15 protein-coding genes are annotated in these 17,200 nt (G+C 57.7%); 11 read left to right on the top strand and 4 right to left on the bottom strand.

Features of this window, described 5'->3' with window-relative positions:
• Positions 1-114: 114 nt before the first annotated feature.
• The gene (locus AC3IUE_RS24045; RefSeq protein ID WP_056742510.1) at positions 115-1,326 is read left to right on the top strand and encodes a pyridoxal phosphate-dependent aminotransferase; all 1,212 of its coding nucleotides are present in this window, start codon (positions 115-117) and stop codon (positions 1,324-1,326) included.
• 316 nt (positions 1,327-1,642) lie between these two features.
• Positions 1,643-2,530 carry a protease HtpX gene (gene htpX / locus AC3IUE_RS24050; RefSeq protein ID WP_008145865.1) on the top strand — a complete coding sequence of 296 codons (888 nt, stop codon included), beginning with the start codon at positions 1,643-1,645 and terminating at the stop codon, positions 2,528-2,530.
• Between the two features lie 186 nt (positions 2,531-2,716).
• Here the strand turns inward: htpX and AC3IUE_RS24055 are convergent, their stop codons facing one another.
• The gene (locus AC3IUE_RS24055; protein WP_461999469.1) at positions 2,717-3,373 is read right to left on the bottom strand and encodes a thiopurine S-methyltransferase; all 657 of its coding nucleotides are present in this window, start codon (positions 3,371-3,373) and stop codon (positions 2,717-2,719) included.
• 103 nt (positions 3,374-3,476) lie between these two features.
• On the opposite strand from AC3IUE_RS24055, the gene AC3IUE_RS24060 reads away from it, so the two are divergent.
• Positions 3,477-4,244 carry a DODA-type extradiol aromatic ring-opening family dioxygenase gene (locus AC3IUE_RS24060; RefSeq protein ID WP_461999470.1) on the top strand — a complete coding sequence of 256 codons (768 nt, stop codon included), beginning with the start codon at positions 3,477-3,479 and terminating at the stop codon, positions 4,242-4,244.
• 37 nt (positions 4,245-4,281) lie between these two features.
• On the opposite strand, the gene AC3IUE_RS24065 is transcribed toward AC3IUE_RS24060, so the two are convergent.
• Positions 4,282-4,995 (bottom strand): UTRA domain-containing protein, encoded by a 714-nt coding sequence (locus AC3IUE_RS24065; protein ID WP_008145862.1) that lies wholly within the window; start codon positions 4,993-4,995, stop codon positions 4,282-4,284.
• Between the two features lie 349 nt (positions 4,996-5,344).
• Here AC3IUE_RS24065 and AC3IUE_RS24070 point away from each other — a divergent pair, with 349 nt between their 5' ends.
• The 6 genes from AC3IUE_RS24070 to AC3IUE_RS24095 all read left to right on the top strand — a co-directional run bounded on the left by AC3IUE_RS24070 (position 5,345) and on the right by AC3IUE_RS24095 (position 10,660).
• Complete coding sequence (locus AC3IUE_RS24070) at positions 5,345-6,412, top strand: ABC transporter substrate-binding protein (protein ID WP_489263982.1); 1,068 nt, start codon at positions 5,345-5,347, stop codon at positions 6,410-6,412.
• A 138-nt stretch (positions 6,413-6,550) separates the two neighbouring features.
• The gene (locus tag AC3IUE_RS24075) at positions 6,551-7,357 is read left to right on the top strand and encodes an alkaline phosphatase family protein (protein WP_489263983.1); all 807 of its coding nucleotides are present in this window, start codon (positions 6,551-6,553) and stop codon (positions 7,355-7,357) included.
• A 5-nt stretch (positions 7,358-7,362) separates the two neighbouring features.
• The gene (locus AC3IUE_RS24080) at positions 7,363-8,199 is read left to right on the top strand and encodes an ABC transporter permease (RefSeq protein WP_415757390.1); all 837 of its coding nucleotides are present in this window, start codon (positions 7,363-7,365) and stop codon (positions 8,197-8,199) included.
• Positions 8,186-8,986, top strand: a complete 801-nt coding sequence (locus tag AC3IUE_RS24085; protein WP_489263984.1) for an ABC transporter permease — start codon at positions 8,186-8,188, stop codon at positions 8,984-8,986. Before AC3IUE_RS24080 ends, AC3IUE_RS24085 begins: the two co-directional genes overlap by 14 nt.
• Complete coding sequence (locus AC3IUE_RS24090) at positions 8,983-9,972, top strand: ABC transporter ATP-binding protein (protein WP_489263985.1); 990 nt, start codon at positions 8,983-8,985, stop codon at positions 9,970-9,972. Before AC3IUE_RS24085 ends, AC3IUE_RS24090 begins: the two co-directional genes overlap by 4 nt.
• 34 nt (positions 9,973-10,006) lie before the next feature.
• Positions 10,007-10,660 carry an HAD family hydrolase gene (locus AC3IUE_RS24095; protein WP_134102893.1) on the top strand — a complete coding sequence of 218 codons (654 nt, stop codon included), beginning with the start codon at positions 10,007-10,009 and terminating at the stop codon, positions 10,658-10,660.
• A 61-nt stretch (positions 10,661-10,721) separates the two neighbouring features.
• Here the strand turns inward: AC3IUE_RS24095 and AC3IUE_RS24100 are convergent, their stop codons facing one another.
• The gene (locus tag AC3IUE_RS24100) at positions 10,722-11,891 is read right to left on the bottom strand and encodes an IS4 family transposase (RefSeq protein ID WP_489263986.1); all 1,170 of its coding nucleotides are present in this window, start codon (positions 11,889-11,891) and stop codon (positions 10,722-10,724) included.
• A 125-nt stretch (positions 11,892-12,016) separates the two neighbouring features.
• A complete protein-coding gene (locus AC3IUE_RS24105; RefSeq protein ID WP_056742465.1) occupies positions 12,017-12,979 on the bottom strand; it encodes a zinc-binding dehydrogenase in 963 nt (320 codons plus the stop codon).
• A gap of 182 nt (positions 12,980-13,161) precedes the next feature.
• Here AC3IUE_RS24105 and AC3IUE_RS24110 point away from each other — a divergent pair, with 182 nt between their 5' ends.
• On the top strand, positions 13,162-15,243 hold the full coding sequence (locus AC3IUE_RS24110; RefSeq protein ID WP_489263987.1) for a carboxy terminal-processing peptidase: 2,082 nt from the start codon (positions 13,162-13,164) through the stop codon (positions 15,241-15,243).
• A 164-nt stretch (positions 15,244-15,407) separates the two neighbouring features.
• Entirely contained in the window at positions 15,408-17,198 is a 1,791-nt protein-coding gene (locus AC3IUE_RS24115) for a bifunctional diguanylate cyclase/phosphodiesterase (RefSeq protein WP_489263988.1), read from the top strand.
• Positions 17,199-17,200 lie beyond the last annotated feature (2 nt).

Genomic DNA, 17,200 nt, shown 5'->3' on the forward strand with positions numbered 1-17,200 from the left:
AAACGGATTTATGGGTGTTGCCTCTCAAGGCGTCAGGCCTGTGTGAATACGCAGGATTCCCAGTACGGTCGTTCATACGCCGCCTGGATCGTTCATTTTCGGGAACACATCGCCATGCAGGTCAGCAAATCGAACAAGCTCGCCAACGTCTGCTACGACATTCGCGGCCCAGTGCTCAAGCACGCCAAACGCCTGGAAGAGGAAGGCCATCGCATCCTCAAGCTGAACATTGGCAACCCGGCGCCTTTTGGTTTCGAAGCACCGGATGAAATCCTTCAGGACGTCATCCGTAACCTGCCGACTGCTCAGGGCTACAGCGATTCCAAAGGCCTGTTCAGCGCCCGCAAGGCCGTGATGCAGTACTACCAGCAAAAGCAGGTAGAAGGCGTCGGCATTGAAGACATCTATTTGGGCAACGGCGTTTCCGAGCTGATCGTGATGTCGATGCAGGCCCTGCTCAACAACGGCGACGAAGTGCTGGTGCCGGCTCCGGACTACCCGCTGTGGACCGCCGCGGTGAGCCTGTCGGGCGGCAACCCGGTGCATTACCTGTGCGACGAGCAGGCCAACTGGTGGCCGGATCTGGCCGACATCAAGGCCAAGATCACCCCGAACACCAAAGCGCTGGTGATCATCAACCCGAACAACCCGACCGGTGCGGTGTATTCGAAAGAAGTCCTGCTGGGCATGCTGGAACTGGCCCGTCAGCACAACCTGGTGGTTTTTTCCGACGAAATCTACGACAAGATTCTGTACGACGATGCCGTGCACATCTGCACGGCTTCCCTGGCGCCAGACCTGCTGTGCCTGACGTTCAACGGCCTGTCCAAGTCTTATCGCGTGGCGGGTTTCCGTTCCGGCTGGATCGCCATTTCCGGCCCGAAACACCACGCCCAGAGCTACATCGAAGGCATCGACATGCTGGCCAACATGCGTCTGTGTGCCAACGTGCCGAGCCAGCATGCGATCCAGACCGCCCTCGGCGGCTACCAGAGCATCAATGATCTGGTATTGCCCAACGGACGACTGTTGGAACAGCGCAATCGCACCTGGGAACTGCTCAACGACATTCCCGGCGTGAGCTGCGTCAAGCCAATGGGCGCGCTGTATGCGTTCCCACGGATCGACCCGAAAGTCTGCCCGATCCATAACGACGAGAAATTCGTGCTCGACCTGCTGCTGTCGGAGAAGCTGCTGGTGGTTCAAGGCACCGCCTTCAACTGGCCATGGCCGGACCACTTCCGTGTGGTGACCCTGCCACGCCTGGACGACCTGGACATGGCCATCGGACGTATCGGCAACTTCCTCAAGACCTATCGCCAGTAACCTGCCTGTCACCGTGCGACGCTTACGCAAGTCGCACGGTGATTGATTCAGCAACATTTCTTTGCGCCCTGCCGAATATCGCTGCTTCAATCGCTGACTGATGACTCGTTGAGTGCTCGCGTCTAACAACGGCGGGGTCTATGACGCTAATTGGCTGACAAACGCTTCCCGCATCGACGTCGGAAATGCCCTTCAAACAGCTAGACTGTTGCCGTAGGACACAGTTTGAAATAGTCACCTGGTTGAATAGCCCGGGTCAGCACCTTATATACCCCGCAGTACGCTACATCTTTAGCATGAGGAGATTTCTACAACCATGATGCGCATCCTGCTGTTTTTGGCCACTAACCTGGCGGTCGTGCTGATTGCCAGCATCACCCTGAGCCTTTTCGGCTTCAACGGGTTCATGGCGGCCAACGGGGTTGATCTCAACCTCAATCAGCTGCTGATTTTCTGTGCGGTCTTTGGTTTCGCCGGTTCGCTGTTCTCGCTGTTCATCTCCAAGTGGATGGCGAAGATGAGCACCAGCACCCAAATCATCAGCCAGCCGCGCACACGTCACGAGCAATGGCTGCTGCAAACCGTCGAGCAATTGTCCCGGGAAGCCGGGATCAAGATGCCCGAAGTCGGTATTTTCCCGGCCTACGAGGCGAACGCCTTTGCCACCGGCTGGAACAAGAACGACGCGCTGGTCGCGGTCAGCCAAGGGCTGCTCGAGCGTTTCTCGCCAGATGAAGTGAAGGCCGTTCTGGCCCACGAAATCGGCCACGTAGCCAATGGCGACATGGTCACCCTGGCATTGGTCCAGGGCGTGGTGAACACCTTCGTGATGTTCTTCGCACGGATCATCGGCAACTTTGTCGACAAGGTGATCTTCAAGAACGAAGAAGGCCAGGGCATCGCCTACTACGTGGCGACCATCTTCGCCGAACTGGTCCTGGGCATTCTGGCCAGCGCCATCGTCATGTGGTTCTCGCGTAAACGCGAATTCCGTGCAGACGAAGCCGGTGCACGTCTGGCCGGTACCGCCGCAATGATCGGCGCCCTGCAACGCCTGCGTGCCGAACAGGGGCTGCCGGTGCACATGCCGGACACCCTGACGGCTTTCGGCATCAACGGTGGCATCAAACAGGGGTTCGCCCGCATGTTCATGAGCCACCCGCCGCTGGAAGAGCGTATCGACGCACTGCGTCGTCGGGGCTGAGAGGTTCCGCACTAAAAGAAAAGGCCCGCAGTGATGCGGGCCTTTTTTTGTCTGCTGATTTTTGTGGTGTTCATTCGGGCCCCATCGTCGGAACGCCGCCCGGAGCAAGCTCGCTCCCACAGGGGGAATGCATTTCAAATGTGGGAGCGAGCCTGCTCGCGAAGAGGCCAGCACAAACAACATCAATTACCGAGTAGAAACCCGGTACACCCGCTCTTCAAGCCGCGTAACACCGTTTTCCAGGAACTTCCAGCTTTCGCCCAGAACGTCCTGGTCCTCCAGAATCTTCAACTCCCACGAAGCACCGAACAACTGTTGCACTTCGTCATCCAGCACTGCAAAGGGCGGCCCCTCCATTTGTGCCTGGTCGTAATCCAGGGTAATCAGCAGCCCCAGCGAATCCTTCGGCACAATCCGCTTCAGATGCTCGGCGTATTGCTCGCGCATCTTCGGTGGCAAGGCGATCAACGCAGCGCGGTCGTACAGCGCACTGCAATCGGCGACATCGCCGGCCGTCAACGCGAAGAAATCACCACACCAGATCTCGATCGAGCCCGCCCGATAGACGGTGAAGGGGCCTTGGTCGCTAACGTCCGGGTCAAATTGATGCTCGTGGAAAAAGTCTTCCACCGCTTTTTCCGACAACTCGACGCCCAGCACCTCGTGACCGCATTTCGCCAGCCACAGCAGATCCAGGCTTTTGCCACATAGCGGCACCAGTACGCGCGCGCCCTCTTCCAGGCCCAGCTGCGGCCAGTACCGTTGCAGATATGGATTCACTTCCGGCAGGTGAAAGCCGATCTGATTCGACGTCCACCGCTTGTGCCAAAACTCCGGCTGCATAATTAATCCCGAAAATTCGATCAAAAGACCCTAAAACTTATATTAGATTTAGATCAATGATCTGACTGAAGATGATGCCATCTTACCCCTCAGGAGCTCATTCATGTTCCCCAGCCTGTACATATCCCATGGCTCGCCCATGTTGGCACTGGAACCGGGCGCCAGCGGGCCCGCCCTCGCTCGCCTGGCTGCAGAATTGCCGAAACCCAACGCCATCGTAATTGTATCTGCACATTGGGAAAGCAATGAGTTGCTCGTCAGCGGCAATCCCCAGCCTGAAACCTGGCATGACTTCGGCGGCTTTCCGCAGGCGTTGTTCGACGTGCAATACCCGGCGCCCGGCAATCCACAATTGGCCGCAGAGGTTGTCGAACTGCTGAAGAGCGATGGCCTGCCCGCACGCATCGACGCCGAACGGCCGTTCGACCATGGTGTCTGGGTGCCCTTGTCATTGATGTATCCACAAGCCGACATCCCCGTGGTGCAAGTCTCGCTGCCCACCCGCGGCGGCCCGGCCCTGCAGACCCGCGTCGGTCATGCCCTGGCCAGTCTGCGCGAACACGGCGTGCTGCTGATCGGTTCCGGGAGCATCACCCACAACCTGCGTGAACTGGACTGGCACGCCGGCCCGGAAAGCGTCGAACCCTGGGCCCAGGCATTTCGTGACTGGATGATCGAAAAACTCGCCGCCAACGACGAAACCGCGTTGCACGATTATCGTCAGCAAGCACCGAATGCCGTGCGCAACCATCCAAGTGATGAACATTTGCTGCCTTTGTATTTTGCCCGCGGCGCCGGAGGCAACTTCAGCGTGACCCACAAGGGATTCACCATGGGAGCCTTGGGCATGGACATTTACCGCTTCGGATAATGTCGCCGTACAAGCGCTCAACCTATGGCGGCCAGGCTCAGACCACATCGACCCCGACATGAATCGCATCGTGCCGCCAAAACTCCAGATCACAATCGATCAACCGCTCATGTTGATCGTAATTGACCCGAGCGATGCGCAACCCAGGACTCCCCACCGACACCCGTAAAGCCGCCGCCGCATCCACCGACAACGCCGTCGGCACAATCTCGAAACGCACCCGCCCATAGTGCAAATCGTAATGCCGCGCATACAGCTCGGTAATCGACTGATTCAAATCGAAATCCAGAATCCCCGGAAAAAACTGCGGATTCAAATAGTGCTCCACATACAACACCAGCCGCTCATCAATCCGCCGTGCCCGGCAAATCTGAATCACGCTGGACAACGCCGGCAACTGCAACCAGGCACAGACCGCCGCCGACGCCGGTTGCAACCGCGCTGAAATCACCTCGGTGGACGGCACCCGCCCCTGTGCACTGACCATCGCGTGAAAGTGACTGCGCTGCATCAGGTTGTAGGCCAGGCGCGGTGGCGACACGAACCAGCCACGGCGCTCCTCCCGATAGATCTGCCCCTGGGCTTCCAGCTGCAACAACGCTTCACGCACGGTGATCCGGGTGGTACCGAACAACTCACTGAGCTTGCGCTCGGCCGGCAGTTTGCTCCCGGGCGCCAACAGGCCATGGTCAAGCTGTTCCTGCAGAACCTGCCCGATGGCTGTCACCGCTTTGGTTGTCTCGATGCGCATCAACGTTACCTATCTGGACTAGACCAGCACTGTTTCGGGGCGGAACCGCGATTCAAATCGGTTCCCTCAACTCCCGACAAGCCTAGGCACTGCACATGACTGACAGATGACAAAGCCGCCGAACGGTTGATCCAGACGCCTGCAATTTCACGGCCAAGTCCTTTTATATCAGCCTATTAGCCATGGTCTACGCTTACTCCGAAGCCTGAGCATTGCAGCTCAAAAAATATAGGCCGACCAGTCGTCGACATCAAAATGTCATCAGAGGCGCCTAAATTGGCTCAGGTATTGCTGACCTAGACCAACACAACCGCAATCGCAGCGTTGAAAACGCCCAAAGGAGCTTCGGATGAAACAGCTTTTCCTGGCCTCACTGTTAGGCTCGACCATTGCCATGTGCACCGCCGCGATGGCGGCTGATACCGATTTGAAAACCCTGGAAGCCGCGGCGAAAGCGGAAGGTGAGGTCAACAGCGTCGGCATGCCCGACAACTGGGCCAACTGGAAAGGCACCTGGGATGACCTGGCCAAGAACTACGGCCTGAAACACATCGATACCGACATGAGCTCGGCCCAGGAAATCGCCAAGTTCAAAGCTGAAAAAGACAACGCCAGCGCCGACATCGGCGACGTCGGTGCAGCCTTTGGCCCGATTGCTATCAAGCAAGAGGTTTCGCAGCCTTACAAGCCGAGCACCTGGGATCAGGTTCCAGACTGGGCCAAAGACAAAGATGGCCATTGGGCTCTGGCCTATACCGGTTCCATTGCGTTCATCATCAACAACAAACTGCTGCACGGTTCTGACGCCCCCAAAAGCTGGGCCGATCTTGAGAAAGGCAAGTACAAGGTCACCATTGGTGACGTGAGCACGTCCGCCCAGGCCATCAATGGCGTTCTGGCAGCGGCGCTCTCCAAGGGCGGCAACGAAAAGAACATTGAACCCGGTCTGCTGTTCTTCGCCGAGCTCGCCAAACAAAAACGCCTATCGATGACGGACCCAACGATTGCCAGCATGGAAAAGGGTGAAGTCGAAGTCGGCGTGGTCTGGGACTTCAACGGCCTGAGCTACAAGGCCAAAATGGTGAATCCGGATGACTACACTGTCGTGATTCCATCCGATGGCTCGGTGATCTCCGGCTACACCACCATCATCAACAAATACGCCAAACACCCGAACGCCGCCAAACTGGCGCGCGAGTACATTTTCAGCGATGCAGGCCAAATCAACCTGGCGCGCGGCAACGCTCGTCCGATCCGTGCCGAGCACCTGACCCTGCCGGCTGATGTACAGGCCAACCTGTTGCCTAACGAGCAATACAAGCACGTAACGCCGATCAAGGATGCCGACGCCTGGGAGAAGACTTCCAAGTCCGTTCCTCAGAAGTGGCAGGAAGTAGTCATCATCGAGATGCAGTGATACTGCAACTCTTGTAGGAGCAAGGCTTGCCCGCGATGGCTTCACCTCGGTCAACAGACAGTCCGAGTTGCCCACATCGCGAGCAAGCTTTGCTTCTATGGATGTTTCAAATTTCTGTTTTGCGGAGTTCCAGCCCCTATGAAGCACAACGTCATCCTTGTCGTACTCGACGGCCTCAATTACGAGGTCGCCCGACACGCCATGGGGCACCTGCAGGCTTACGTTGGCGCAGGGCGCGCGGCGCTCTACAAACTGGAGTGCGAACTGCCGGCGCTGTCCCGACCGCTTTACGAGTGCATCCTGACCGGCGTCACGCCGATCGACAGTGGCATCGTCCACAACAACGTCTCGCGCCTGTCCAACCAGCGCAGCATTTATCACTACGCCAGCGATGCAGGCCTCACAACCGCCGCCGCGGCCTATCACTGGGTCAGCGAGCTGTACAACAACTCGCCCTTCGTTCCCGCACGGGATCGTCACACCGACAACCCGGACCTGCCAATCCAGCACGGTCATTTCTACTGGAACGATCACTACCCGGACTCACACCTGTTCGCCGACGCCGAAAACCTGCGCCTGCGTCATGCGCCGAACTTTTTACTGGTCCACCCCATGAACATTGACGACGCCGGGCACAAGCACGGCCTCGACACCCCGCAATACCGTAATAGCGCTCGCTCGGTCGACATTATTCTGGCCGATTATCTGCAAACCTGGCTCGACGCCGGGTATCAAGTGCTGGTGACCGCCGACCATGGCATGAACAACGACCGCTCCCACAACGGCCTGTTGCCGGAAGAACGCGAAGTGCCGCTGTTTGTCTTCGGCGATGCCTTCAGCTTCAATGCCAGCGCCGCACCGAAACAGACTGAAATCTGCGGCACCGTCTGCGAACTGCTGGGTGTGACCCACGACAAACCAGTCTGCCGGGAGCTCCTCAAGTGAATGCCATGACTCGCGGAAAATGGCTGGCGACGCTGTGCCTGTTGCCCTTCGTGCTGTTCTTTATCGTGTTCGAGATCGCCCCGTTGAGCTGGGTAATGATCAACAGCCTGCAATCGGAAGAGTTCGGCTGGGGCATCGCCAACTTCACCAAAATCTTCAACTCGAAGTTCTATCTGCAGGCGATCCAGCTCAGTCTCGAGATCAGCTTCTGGTCCAGCGCGTTAGGGATCATCATCGCGGTGCTCGGCGCCTACTCCCTGCGCCGGGTCGACTCGAAACTGCGCAACTTCGTCAACGCCTTCGCCAACATGACCAGCAACTTTTCTGGCGTGCCTTTGGCCTTCGCGTTCATCATTCTGCTGGGCTTCAACGGCAGCTTCACCCTCATGCTCAAGCAGGCCGGGATCATTCAGGATTTCAACTTGTATTCGAAAACCGGGCTGATCATTCTCTATACCTACTTCCAGATTCCGCTGGGCGTATTGCTGCTCTACCCGGCCTTCGACGCCTTGCGTGAAGACTGGCGCGAGTCCGCTGAGTTGCTCGGCGCCAAAGGCTGGCAGTACTGGCGGTACATCGGTTTGCCAGTGCTGACCCCGGCGCTGCTCGGTACGTTTGTGATCCTGCTGGCCAACGCCCTGGGCGCGTACGCCACGGTGTATGCCCTGACCACCGGCAACTTCAACGTGCTGACAATCCGCATTGCGGCGATGGTTTCCGGCGACATTTCCCTGGACCCGAACATGGCCAGCGCCCTGGCCGTGGTGCTGGTGGCGTTGATGACCCTGGTGACCATCGTGCATCAGCTGCTGTTGAAGAGGAGCTACCATGTCTCGCGCTGAACTGGGCCCCGTCGGTGTCTACCACCGGGTCGTGGTCTACCTGCTGTTTGCTATTCTGCTATTACCGCTGTTCGGAACACTGATTTACTCGATCTCCAGCAGTTGGTCGGCAACTATTTTGCCCAGCGGCTTCACTATCAAATGGTATGCGCAGCTGTGGAGTGATCCACGATTTCTCCATGCGTTCGGTCAATCGCTTTTGGTCTGCGTCGGCGCGCTGATTCTGTCGGTGGTGCTGATTCTGCCGTTGCTGTTTGTGGTGCATTACCACTTCCCGAAACTCGATGCGCTGATGAACATCCTGATCCTGTTGCCCTTCGCGGTGCCGCCGGTGGTGTCGTCGGTGGGTCTGTTGCAGCTTTACGGTTCCGGGCCGTTCGCGATGGTCGGGACACCGTGGATTCTGATCGGTTGCTACTTCACCGTGGCGCTGCCGTTCATGTACCGGGCAATCACCAACAACCTGCAAGCGATCAACCTGCGCGACCTGATGGACGCTGCCCAACTGCTCGGTGCCAGCACCTGGCAAGCCGCGTTCCTGGTGGTACTGCCGAACTTGCGCAAAGGTTTGATGGTGGCGTTGCTACTGTCGTTCTCGTTCCTGTTCGGTGAGTTCGTGTTCGCCAACATCCTCGTCGGGACCCGCTACGAAACCCTGCAGGTCTACCTCAACAACATGCGTAACAGCAGCGGCCACTTCACCAGTGCGGTGGTGATTTCCTACTTCTTCTTTGTGCTGGTTCTGACCTGGGCTGCCAATATCTTGAACAAGGACAAAAGCGAATGAGCTATGTCAGCGTCCAACACCTGCAAAAAAACTATTCAGGCACCCCTGTATTCAGCGACATCAACTGTGAAATCCAGAAGGGCGAGTTCGTCACCCTCCTCGGCCCGTCCGGTTGCGGCAAGTCCACACTGCTTCGCTGCATCGCCGGGCTGACCTCGGTGGATGGCGGCAAAATCCTGCTCGATGGCGTCGACCTCGTGCCGTTGAGCCCGCAGAAACGCGGGATCGGCATGGTGTTCCAGAGCTACGCGCTGTTTCCCAACATGACGGTTGAGCAGAACGTCGCCTTTGGTTTGCGCATGCAGAAGGTCAACGCCGACGACAGCCATAAGCGTGTTGCCGAAGTACTGAAACTGGTGGAACTCAACGACTTCGCCGCGCGTTATCCGCATCAACTGTCCGGCGGCCAATGCCAGCGAGTCGCCCTCGCCCGCTCGTTGGTGACCCGGCCTCGTCTGTTGCTGCTTGATGAACCGCTGTCGGCCCTCGATGCGCGGATTCGCAAGCACCTGCGCGAACAGATCCGTCAGATCCAGCGTGAACTCGGCTTGACCACGATCTTCGTCACTCACGATCAGGAAGAAGCCCTGACCATGTCCGACCGGATTTTCTTGATGAATCAGGGAAAGATCGTACAGAGCGGTGACGCCCAGACACTTTACACTGCACCCATCGACTATTTTGCCGCTGGTTTCATCGGCAACTACAACCTGCTGGACGCCGACAGCGCCACCAAACTGCTGCAGCGACCGATTACCCACCGCATCGCGATTCGCCCGGAAGCCATCGAGCTGAGCCTCAACGGCGAACTCGACGCGCAAATCCGCAGCCACAGCCTGTTGGGCAACGTGATTCGCTACCGGGTCGAAGCCCGGGGCGTGGAATTGGTGGTGGATGTGCTGAACCGCTCGGCGGCCGATCTGCATCCCGATGGTCAGCGTCTGGCGCTTTCCATCGATCCAACGGCCCTGTGTGAGGTAGCCTGATGACTTTGCTGATGTTGAAGAGAGAATCGCACTGATGGCCCTGGCAATTTTTGATCTGGATGAAACCCTGATCCACGGCGACTGCGCCACCCTTTGGAGCGAGCAAATGGGCCGCCTGGGTTGGGTCGATCCCGAGTCGTTCATGCGTCAGAACAACGAACTGATGGACGCCTACAGCCACGGGAAACTGCGGATGGAGGAGTACATGACCTTCAGTCTGGAGCCGATGATCGGGCGCACGCCGGAAGAGGTCGACCATTTGGTAGGGCCCTGGGTGGAAGACTTCATCGAGCCGATCATTTTCAGTGACGCCACCAAAGCCATTGCGGCCCATCGCAAGGCTGGCGACCGGATTTTGGTGATTTCGGCGTCGGGCACGCACCTGGTCAGGCCGATTGCCGATCGTTTGGGCATTGACGAGATTCTCGGCATCGAGCTGGAAGTTGCACACGGGGTGTATAGCGGCAACACCGTTGGCACGCTGACCTACCGCGAAGGCAAGATCACGCGTTTGCTGGAGTGGCTGGATGCGGAAGAGGAAAACCTCGAGGGCGCCAGTTTCTACTCTGACTCACGCAATGATTTGCCGTTGCTGCTGAAGGTGGATTTCCCACACGTGGTAAACCCGGATCCGGTGCTGCTTGAGCACGCCGAAAAAGCCGGCTGGCCAATCCATATCTGGAAGTAACCTCACCTCTCCCGACTGATCGTTCCCACGCAGAGCGTCACTAGTGTCCGGTAAAACCTTTTCAAAGCTGAAGGCTGCCTTGGGCAGCCTTCAGCTTTGTTCGCTTTTGCCTTCGGTGTTCCAGGTGTTCGATGCTTAACGGGCGTTCGAACAAGCTGTGGGTTAGCCGAATGGCAAAGTCTGAAATAGACCCGGAGCAACCTGAACGGCGCTGATAAAGATGCAGCAAAAGATAGGTAATCAAGGCGCTGTAGATCTGCAAACGAACGGCATTTTCAGAGAAGCCGAAATACCGTTTGAGCTTGAGGTTTTGCTTGATCCACTTGAAAAACAGCTCGATTTGCCAACGTTGCTTGTACAGATCGGCGATCTCCTCCGCTGAGCGAGAGAAGTCGTTGGTGACCAGAATCAATGGCGTTTCGTGGTCCTCTCGGCGGACCTGAACCCGACGCACAGCCTGATTTTGGTAGTGATTCGGACGTCGAGCGTTCAGGTATTTCTTACCGAACAAGACCGATTCATCCGCCTCAATGAATTCCGGTGCACCCTGTTCCCTCAAGTTTTCTACCGGCTTTAGATTGGCGTTTTTCTTCAGTCGTGTGACGAAGAAAGAACCCATCTGATCAATCTGGTGCCACCAGTTGTAGTCGCAGTAACCCTTGTCGAAAACGTACGTCATACCCGCTTCAAGCGGCATGGTCAGGGCATCGCTCAGATCGTTGACGTTGGCGGCGGTGATGTTTACGTAAGTCGGGGCTGTTTGCTGTGGATCGATGGCCACATGCACCTTCAAGCCTTGGGTTATGCGGGTTTTCGTCGCGGTGGTCCATTCGTCAAAACCGGGTCCGCGCAGGCTGATCGAGGTCGAATCGATCAGGGTGATCATGGCTTCGAGCGACTTGCGCTGCTTGCGGCCAATGCCCTGAAGCAGGTGCTCGCAGGCCAGCCGAAACGGCTCTGAGCTGCGCTTGTTCAACGCATCACAAAGGGTTGAACGCACCATGTTTTTGGCGTTGAGGTGGTGACGATGGGGTTGCAGCGACTGTGAAGCTGTCGCCAACGTGCGCAAGCTTTTGGCTTGTGTCAGCTGGCCAAAAATCAACGTGACGAGCAGATCCCAGGACGTGAATTGTTTGGCGTAACGATCAGCGCCACAGCGTTTGACGGCTGCTTTGAAGAGCTGATGAGGAAGGGCCTGGAGCATTTGCGCAAATCGAGTGCTGCTGAACATGGGCGAAAATCGAGTCTGAAAACCTGATTATTGCTTACGAAGCAGGCACGGCAAGGGGGAGCAAGCTCCCCCTTGGGTTTTTACCGGACACTAGTGACGCAGAGCGTGGGAACGATCGACAGGGATCAAACCAGGCTTTCGTCGATCACCAACACCAACTTTCCCGACACTTTATTAGTCGCCAACTCCGCAAACGCCGCTTCGGCGTCCTTGATCGGGAAGGTCTTGGCCAATTGCGGGCTCAAACGTCCTTCAGCAAACAACGGCCAGACATGTTGGCTGAGATCGCTGAACAGATCCGCCTTGAACTGCTCGTCGCGACTGCGCAAGGTCGAACCCAGCAGCTGCACGCGCTTGGCCAGTACCTGCGCCAGATCCAGCTGCGCCTCACGACCGCCCATCAGGCCGATCAGCACCCAACGGCCATCGCGCGCCATCAGTTTCAGATTCAGCGCGGCGTAGTTGCCGCCCACCGGGTCGAGAATCACATCGAATGGCCCCAGGTCGCTCAAGCTGTCCAGATCCCCGTTGCGCACGACCCCACCTTGGGCTCCCAGCGCTTCGCAGTAAGCCAAACGCTCGGCGGAACCGACGCTGACCCAGCACGGGTTACCAAACGCCTTGCACAGCTGAATGGCAGCTGAACCGATTCCACTTGCTCCGGCGTGCAGCAGAACTTTCTCACCCGGCTTGAGCGCAGCCAGTTGAAACAAATTCAGCCAAACGGTCGCATACACTTCCGGCAGCGCTGCCGCCTCAGCCAGGGACAAACCTTCGGGAACCGGCAACACATGCCGTCCGTCGACAACTACCTCCTCGGCCATCCCGCCCCCGGCCAGCAAGGCGCAAACCCGATCCCCGACGTGCCAGGACGAGCCCGGCCCCACCTCGCTGATGACCCCCGAACACTCAAGACCCAGTACCTGGCTGGCTCCCGGCGGTGGCGGATAAAGACCCGCCTTCTGTAACAAATCGGCGCGATTGAGACCCGCAGCCGCCACTCGAATCCGAACTTGTCCTACATCGCATGTAGGACTGGGCTCTTCAAGCCACTCCACTCGACCTTCAACGCCTTGCAATGCTTTCACAGTGCCTCCATAGTGAGTCTGGACTGAGCCCGTAGCTGTAGCGCCGGGCTTTCTTGCATTATGCGACCGGCCCTGGGGCCTATACGAAACCTAGCAGGCAGTTTTCGTACAGAGCCTAGTGGTACCGGCGACTTCAAAGACGGCCTAATATGCGTGATCAATTGTCCCCGCGTCGAATCAGCATGAAGCATTTTTTCCCCAGCACCGCCCTAGCCCTATTCATTGGTATCGGTCTGTTGCCGATGTCGACCAATTCGTTTGCAGCCAATAGCTGGGACAAGCTTCAGCCTGATCGTGACGAAGTGATCGCCAGCCTGAACGTCGTCGAGTTGCTCAAGCGCCATCACTACAGCAAGCCGCCGCTCGATGACGCGCGCTCCGTGATCATCTATGACAGCTATCTCAAGCTGCTGGACCCGTCGCGCAGCTACTTCATGGCCAGCGACATTGCCGAATTCGACAAGTGGAAAACCCAGTTTGACGACTTCCTCAAAAGCGGCGACCTGAATGCCGGGTTCACCATCTACAAGCGCTACCTGGACCGCGTCAAAGCGCGTCTGGACTTCGCCCTTGCCGAGTTGAACAAAGGCGTCGACAAGATCGACTTCACCACCAAGGAAACCTTGCTGATCGATCGCAAGGACGCCCCTTGGCTCAAGTCCACCGCAGAACTCGACGAGCTGTGGCGCAAACGCGTCAAGGACGAAGTGCTGCGGATGAAGATCGCCGGCAAAGAGCCCAAGCAGATTCAGGAAACCCTGACCAAGCGCTACAAGAATCAATTGACGCGCCTGGACCAGACCCGTCCGGAAGACATCTTCCAGGCGTACATCAATACCTTCGCCATGTCCTACGACCCGCACACCAACTATCTGTCGCCGGATAACGCGGAGAACTTCGACATCAACATGAGCCTGTCCCTCGAGGGCATCGGCGCCGTGTTGCAGAGCGACAACGACCAGGTGAAAGTCGTGCGTCTGGTGCCTGCAGGCCCGGCCGACAAGACCAAACTCGTCGCACCGGCCGACAAGATCATCGGCGTTGCCCAGGGCAACAAAGAGATGGTCGACGTGGTCGGCTGGCGCCTGGACGAAGTGGTCAAGCTGATCCGTGGGCCGAAAGGCACCGTGGTGCGCCTGGAAGTGATCCCGGCCAGCAATGCGCCGAACGACCAGACCAGCAAGATCGTCCCGATCACTCGCGAAGCGGTGAAGCTTGAAGACCAGGCGGTGAAGAAGTCGGTCCTCAACCTGAAACAGGACGGCAAGGACTACAAGCTCGGCGTCATCGAGATCCCGGCCTTCTACCTGGACTTCAAGGCTTTCCGTGCTGGCGATCCGGACTACAAGAGCACCACTCGCGACGTCAAGAAACTGCTGACCGAGTTGCAGAAAGACAAGGTCGACGGCGTGGTCATCGATCTGCGCAACAACGGCGGCGGTTCCCTGCAGGAAGCCACCGAGCTGACCAGCCTGTTCATCGACAAAGGTCCGACCGTTCTCGTGCGTAATGCCGATGGCCGGGTCGATGTGCTGGAAGATGAGAACCCGGGCGCCTTCTACAAAGGGCCGATGGCGTTGTTGGTCAACCGCTTGTCTGCCTCGGCTTCGGAGATTTTCGCCGGCGCCATGCAGGACTATCACCGCGCGTTGATCATTGGTGGCCAGACCTTCGGTAAAGGCACCGTGCAGACCATTCAGCCGCTGAACCATGGCGAGCTGAAACTGACCCTGGCCAAGTTCTACCGGGTTTCCGGCCAGAGCACCCAGCATCAGGGCGTACTGCCGGACATCGATTACCCGTCGATCATCGACACCAAGGAAATCGGCGAAAGCGCACTGCCTGAGGCCATGCCGTGGGACACCATCCGCGCGGCCATCAAGCCTGCGGTCGATCCGTTCAAACCGTACATTTCGCAGCTCAAATCCGAGCATGACCTACGTTCGGCCAAAGACGCGGAGTTCGTGTTCATCCGCGACAAACTGGCCCTGGCGCAGAAACTGATGGCGGAAAAAACCGTCAGCCTCAATGAAGCCGATCGTCGTGCACAACACGCCGATATCGAAGCCAAGCAACTGACCATGGAAAACATCCGTCGCAAGGCCAAGGGTGAAGAGCCGCTCAAAGAGCTGAAGAAAGAAGACGAAGACGCGATCGCGGCCGAGCCAGACAAGACCAAACCAGAAGACGATGCCTACCTGAGCGAGACCGGGCGGATTCTGCTGGATTACTTGAAACTCAACACCACGGTAGCCAAGCACTAGGTTGTTACGAGCAAGGTTGTTACAAGCAAGATGATGGCAATTTAATGCTGACGCTCTCCGGAGCGTCATCATACAGTCATCATTCTGTCGTGAAATAAAGGACTGGGAGCCCCTCTTTATCCAAGAGAGTGCTCCCAGTCCTTTTTTTATCGCCAGAGAAAGCCATGACCACCACAGAACAGCTGAGTGCCTTGAGTTCCATACTGGCTCAAAGCGGTTTGCACAGCTTGTTCCAGCCGATCATTTCCCTCTCTGAGCGACGCATTGTCGGTTACGAAGCCCTCAGTCGCGGCCCCTCCAACAGTCCGCTGCACTCCCCCCTCGCACTGTTTGCCGTGGCCCGTCAGGCCGGACGCCTGAGCGAGCTGGAAATCGCTTGCCGTCAAAGCGCCTGCCGACGCTTCAATGATCAGCAACTGCCCGGCAAACTGTTCCTCAACGTTTCCCCTGAATCCCTGCTCGAAGCCGCCCACCAACCCGGTCGCACCCTGCAACTGCTGCAGGATTTCGGCATACCGCCAAGTCAGGTGGTGATCGAACTGACTGAACAGACCCCGACCGACGATTTCGAGCTGCTGCAAACCGCGCTGCATCACTATCGAGCGATGGGGTTTTCCATTGCTCTGGATGATCTGGGCGCAGGCTATTCGAGTTTGCGGCTGTGGTCTGAATTGCGTCCGGACTACGTGAAGATTGATCGACACTTCATCGACGGCATTCACCAGGACGCCCTCAAGCGCGAATTCGTCGGCTCGATCCTGCAAATCGCCAAGGCCTCACGGGCACAAGTGATCGCGGAAGGTATTGAGCTGCCGGAAGAACTCGCGGTGTTGACCGAGATGGGCGTCGATCTGGTTCAGGGTTATCTGCTCTGCCGCCCCCAGGAACATCCACCTCGTGATGCCCGAGCCCTGATGCCCAAACGGGAAAGCACAGCGGTGGCGTTAAATGATGAAGTCAGCGACCTTAGCGCGTTGCTCAACGACCAACCGGCAGTGGGTCGCGATACCCCGACCGCCACCGTCCTGGAAGCCTTTCGCTGCCAGGCCAACCTGAACTCCCTGGCGGTACTCGACGAGCAAGGCCAGCCCTGCGGCATCGTCCACCGGCATTCGCTCTCCGATGCACTGCTCAAGCCTTTTGCCACCGACCTGTTCGCCCGCAAGCCGATCAGCCGTTTAATGAGTGATGACTTCCTCGCCGTTGAGATGAGCCAGTCATTGCAACAAGTGAGTCGCCTGATTACCAGCCGCGCGCGGCAGCGCATCGAAGAAGACTTCATCATCACTCTCAACGGCGGTTACCTGGGATTGGGCCGAGTGATCGACGTACTCAAACTGATTACTGAACTGAAGATCCAGCAAGCCCGTTACGCCAACCCCCTGACCCTGCTGCCGGGCAACGTGCCGATCCAGCAATGCCTGACGCGACTGCTGCAACAGCAACGGGAATCGGTGATCTGCTACGTGGACATCGACAGTTTCAAACCCTTCAACGACATCTACGGCTACGGCCGTGGGGACGAAGTCCTGCTGTGCCTGGCGCAATGCCTGAATGATCGCGTCGACCCTTCCCGCGACTTTGTCGGCCATATCGGCGGCGATGACTTCCTGCTGGTACTCGGCCCGGAAGACTGGCGCAAACGCTTGAACCAGCTGCTGGACGACTTCCAGAGCCAATGCCGCCGCTTTTATCGCAGCGAGCATCTGGAAGCTGGCTGCTTCATTGCTCCAAACCGTCAGGGCGTGCGGCAGGAGTTTGCATTGTTGTCACTGTCGATCGGCGTGGTGCATTTACATCCACAGGCCTGTGGACAACTCAATGCAAGCCAGTTGGCGGAGATGGCATCGCAGGCCAAGCATCACGCGAAGAATGTGCCGGGGTATAGCGTGCATGTGATTGATAGTCTGGCGGTGCCTGAAGCCGAAGAAGAATTGCTCGTCGGGCAGCGGTGATT

The sequence above is a fragment of the Pseudomonas sp. GL_093 genome (assembly GCF_057837605.1).

Excerpts from the sequence above, each read along its gene's own strand:
- AC3IUE_RS24045 (WP_056742510.1), top strand. The coding sequence starts at position 115 with ATGCAGGTCAGCAAATCGAACAAGCTCGCCAACGTCTGCTACGACATT.
- htpX (WP_008145865.1), top strand. The coding sequence starts at position 1,643 with ATGATGCGCATCCTGCTGTTTTTGGCCACTAACCTGGCGGTCGTGCTG.
- AC3IUE_RS24055 (WP_461999469.1), bottom strand. The coding sequence starts at position 3,373 with ATGCAGCCGGAGTTTTGGCACAAGCGGTGGACGTCGAATCAGATCGGC.
- AC3IUE_RS24060 (WP_461999470.1), top strand. The coding sequence starts at position 3,477 with ATGTTCCCCAGCCTGTACATATCCCATGGCTCGCCCATGTTGGCACTG.
- AC3IUE_RS24065 (WP_008145862.1), bottom strand. The coding sequence starts at position 4,995 with ATGCGCATCGAGACAACCAAAGCGGTGACAGCCATCGGGCAGGTTCTG.
- AC3IUE_RS24070 (WP_489263982.1), top strand. The coding sequence starts at position 5,345 with ATGAAACAGCTTTTCCTGGCCTCACTGTTAGGCTCGACCATTGCCATG.
- AC3IUE_RS24075 (WP_489263983.1), top strand. The coding sequence starts at position 6,551 with ATGAAGCACAACGTCATCCTTGTCGTACTCGACGGCCTCAATTACGAG.
- AC3IUE_RS24080 (WP_415757390.1), top strand. The coding sequence starts at position 7,363 with ATGACTCGCGGAAAATGGCTGGCGACGCTGTGCCTGTTGCCCTTCGTG.
- AC3IUE_RS24085 (WP_489263984.1), top strand. The coding sequence starts at position 8,186 with ATGTCTCGCGCTGAACTGGGCCCCGTCGGTGTCTACCACCGGGTCGTG.
- AC3IUE_RS24090 (WP_489263985.1), top strand. The coding sequence starts at position 8,983 with ATGAGCTATGTCAGCGTCCAACACCTGCAAAAAAACTATTCAGGCACC.
- AC3IUE_RS24095 (WP_134102893.1), top strand. The coding sequence starts at position 10,007 with ATGGCCCTGGCAATTTTTGATCTGGATGAAACCCTGATCCACGGCGAC.
- AC3IUE_RS24100 (WP_489263986.1), bottom strand. The coding sequence starts at position 11,891 with ATGTTCAGCAGCACTCGATTTGCGCAAATGCTCCAGGCCCTTCCTCAT.
- AC3IUE_RS24110 (WP_489263987.1), top strand. The coding sequence starts at position 13,162 with ATGAAGCATTTTTTCCCCAGCACCGCCCTAGCCCTATTCATTGGTATC.
- AC3IUE_RS24115 (WP_489263988.1), top strand. The coding sequence starts at position 15,408 with ATGACCACCACAGAACAGCTGAGTGCCTTGAGTTCCATACTGGCTCAA.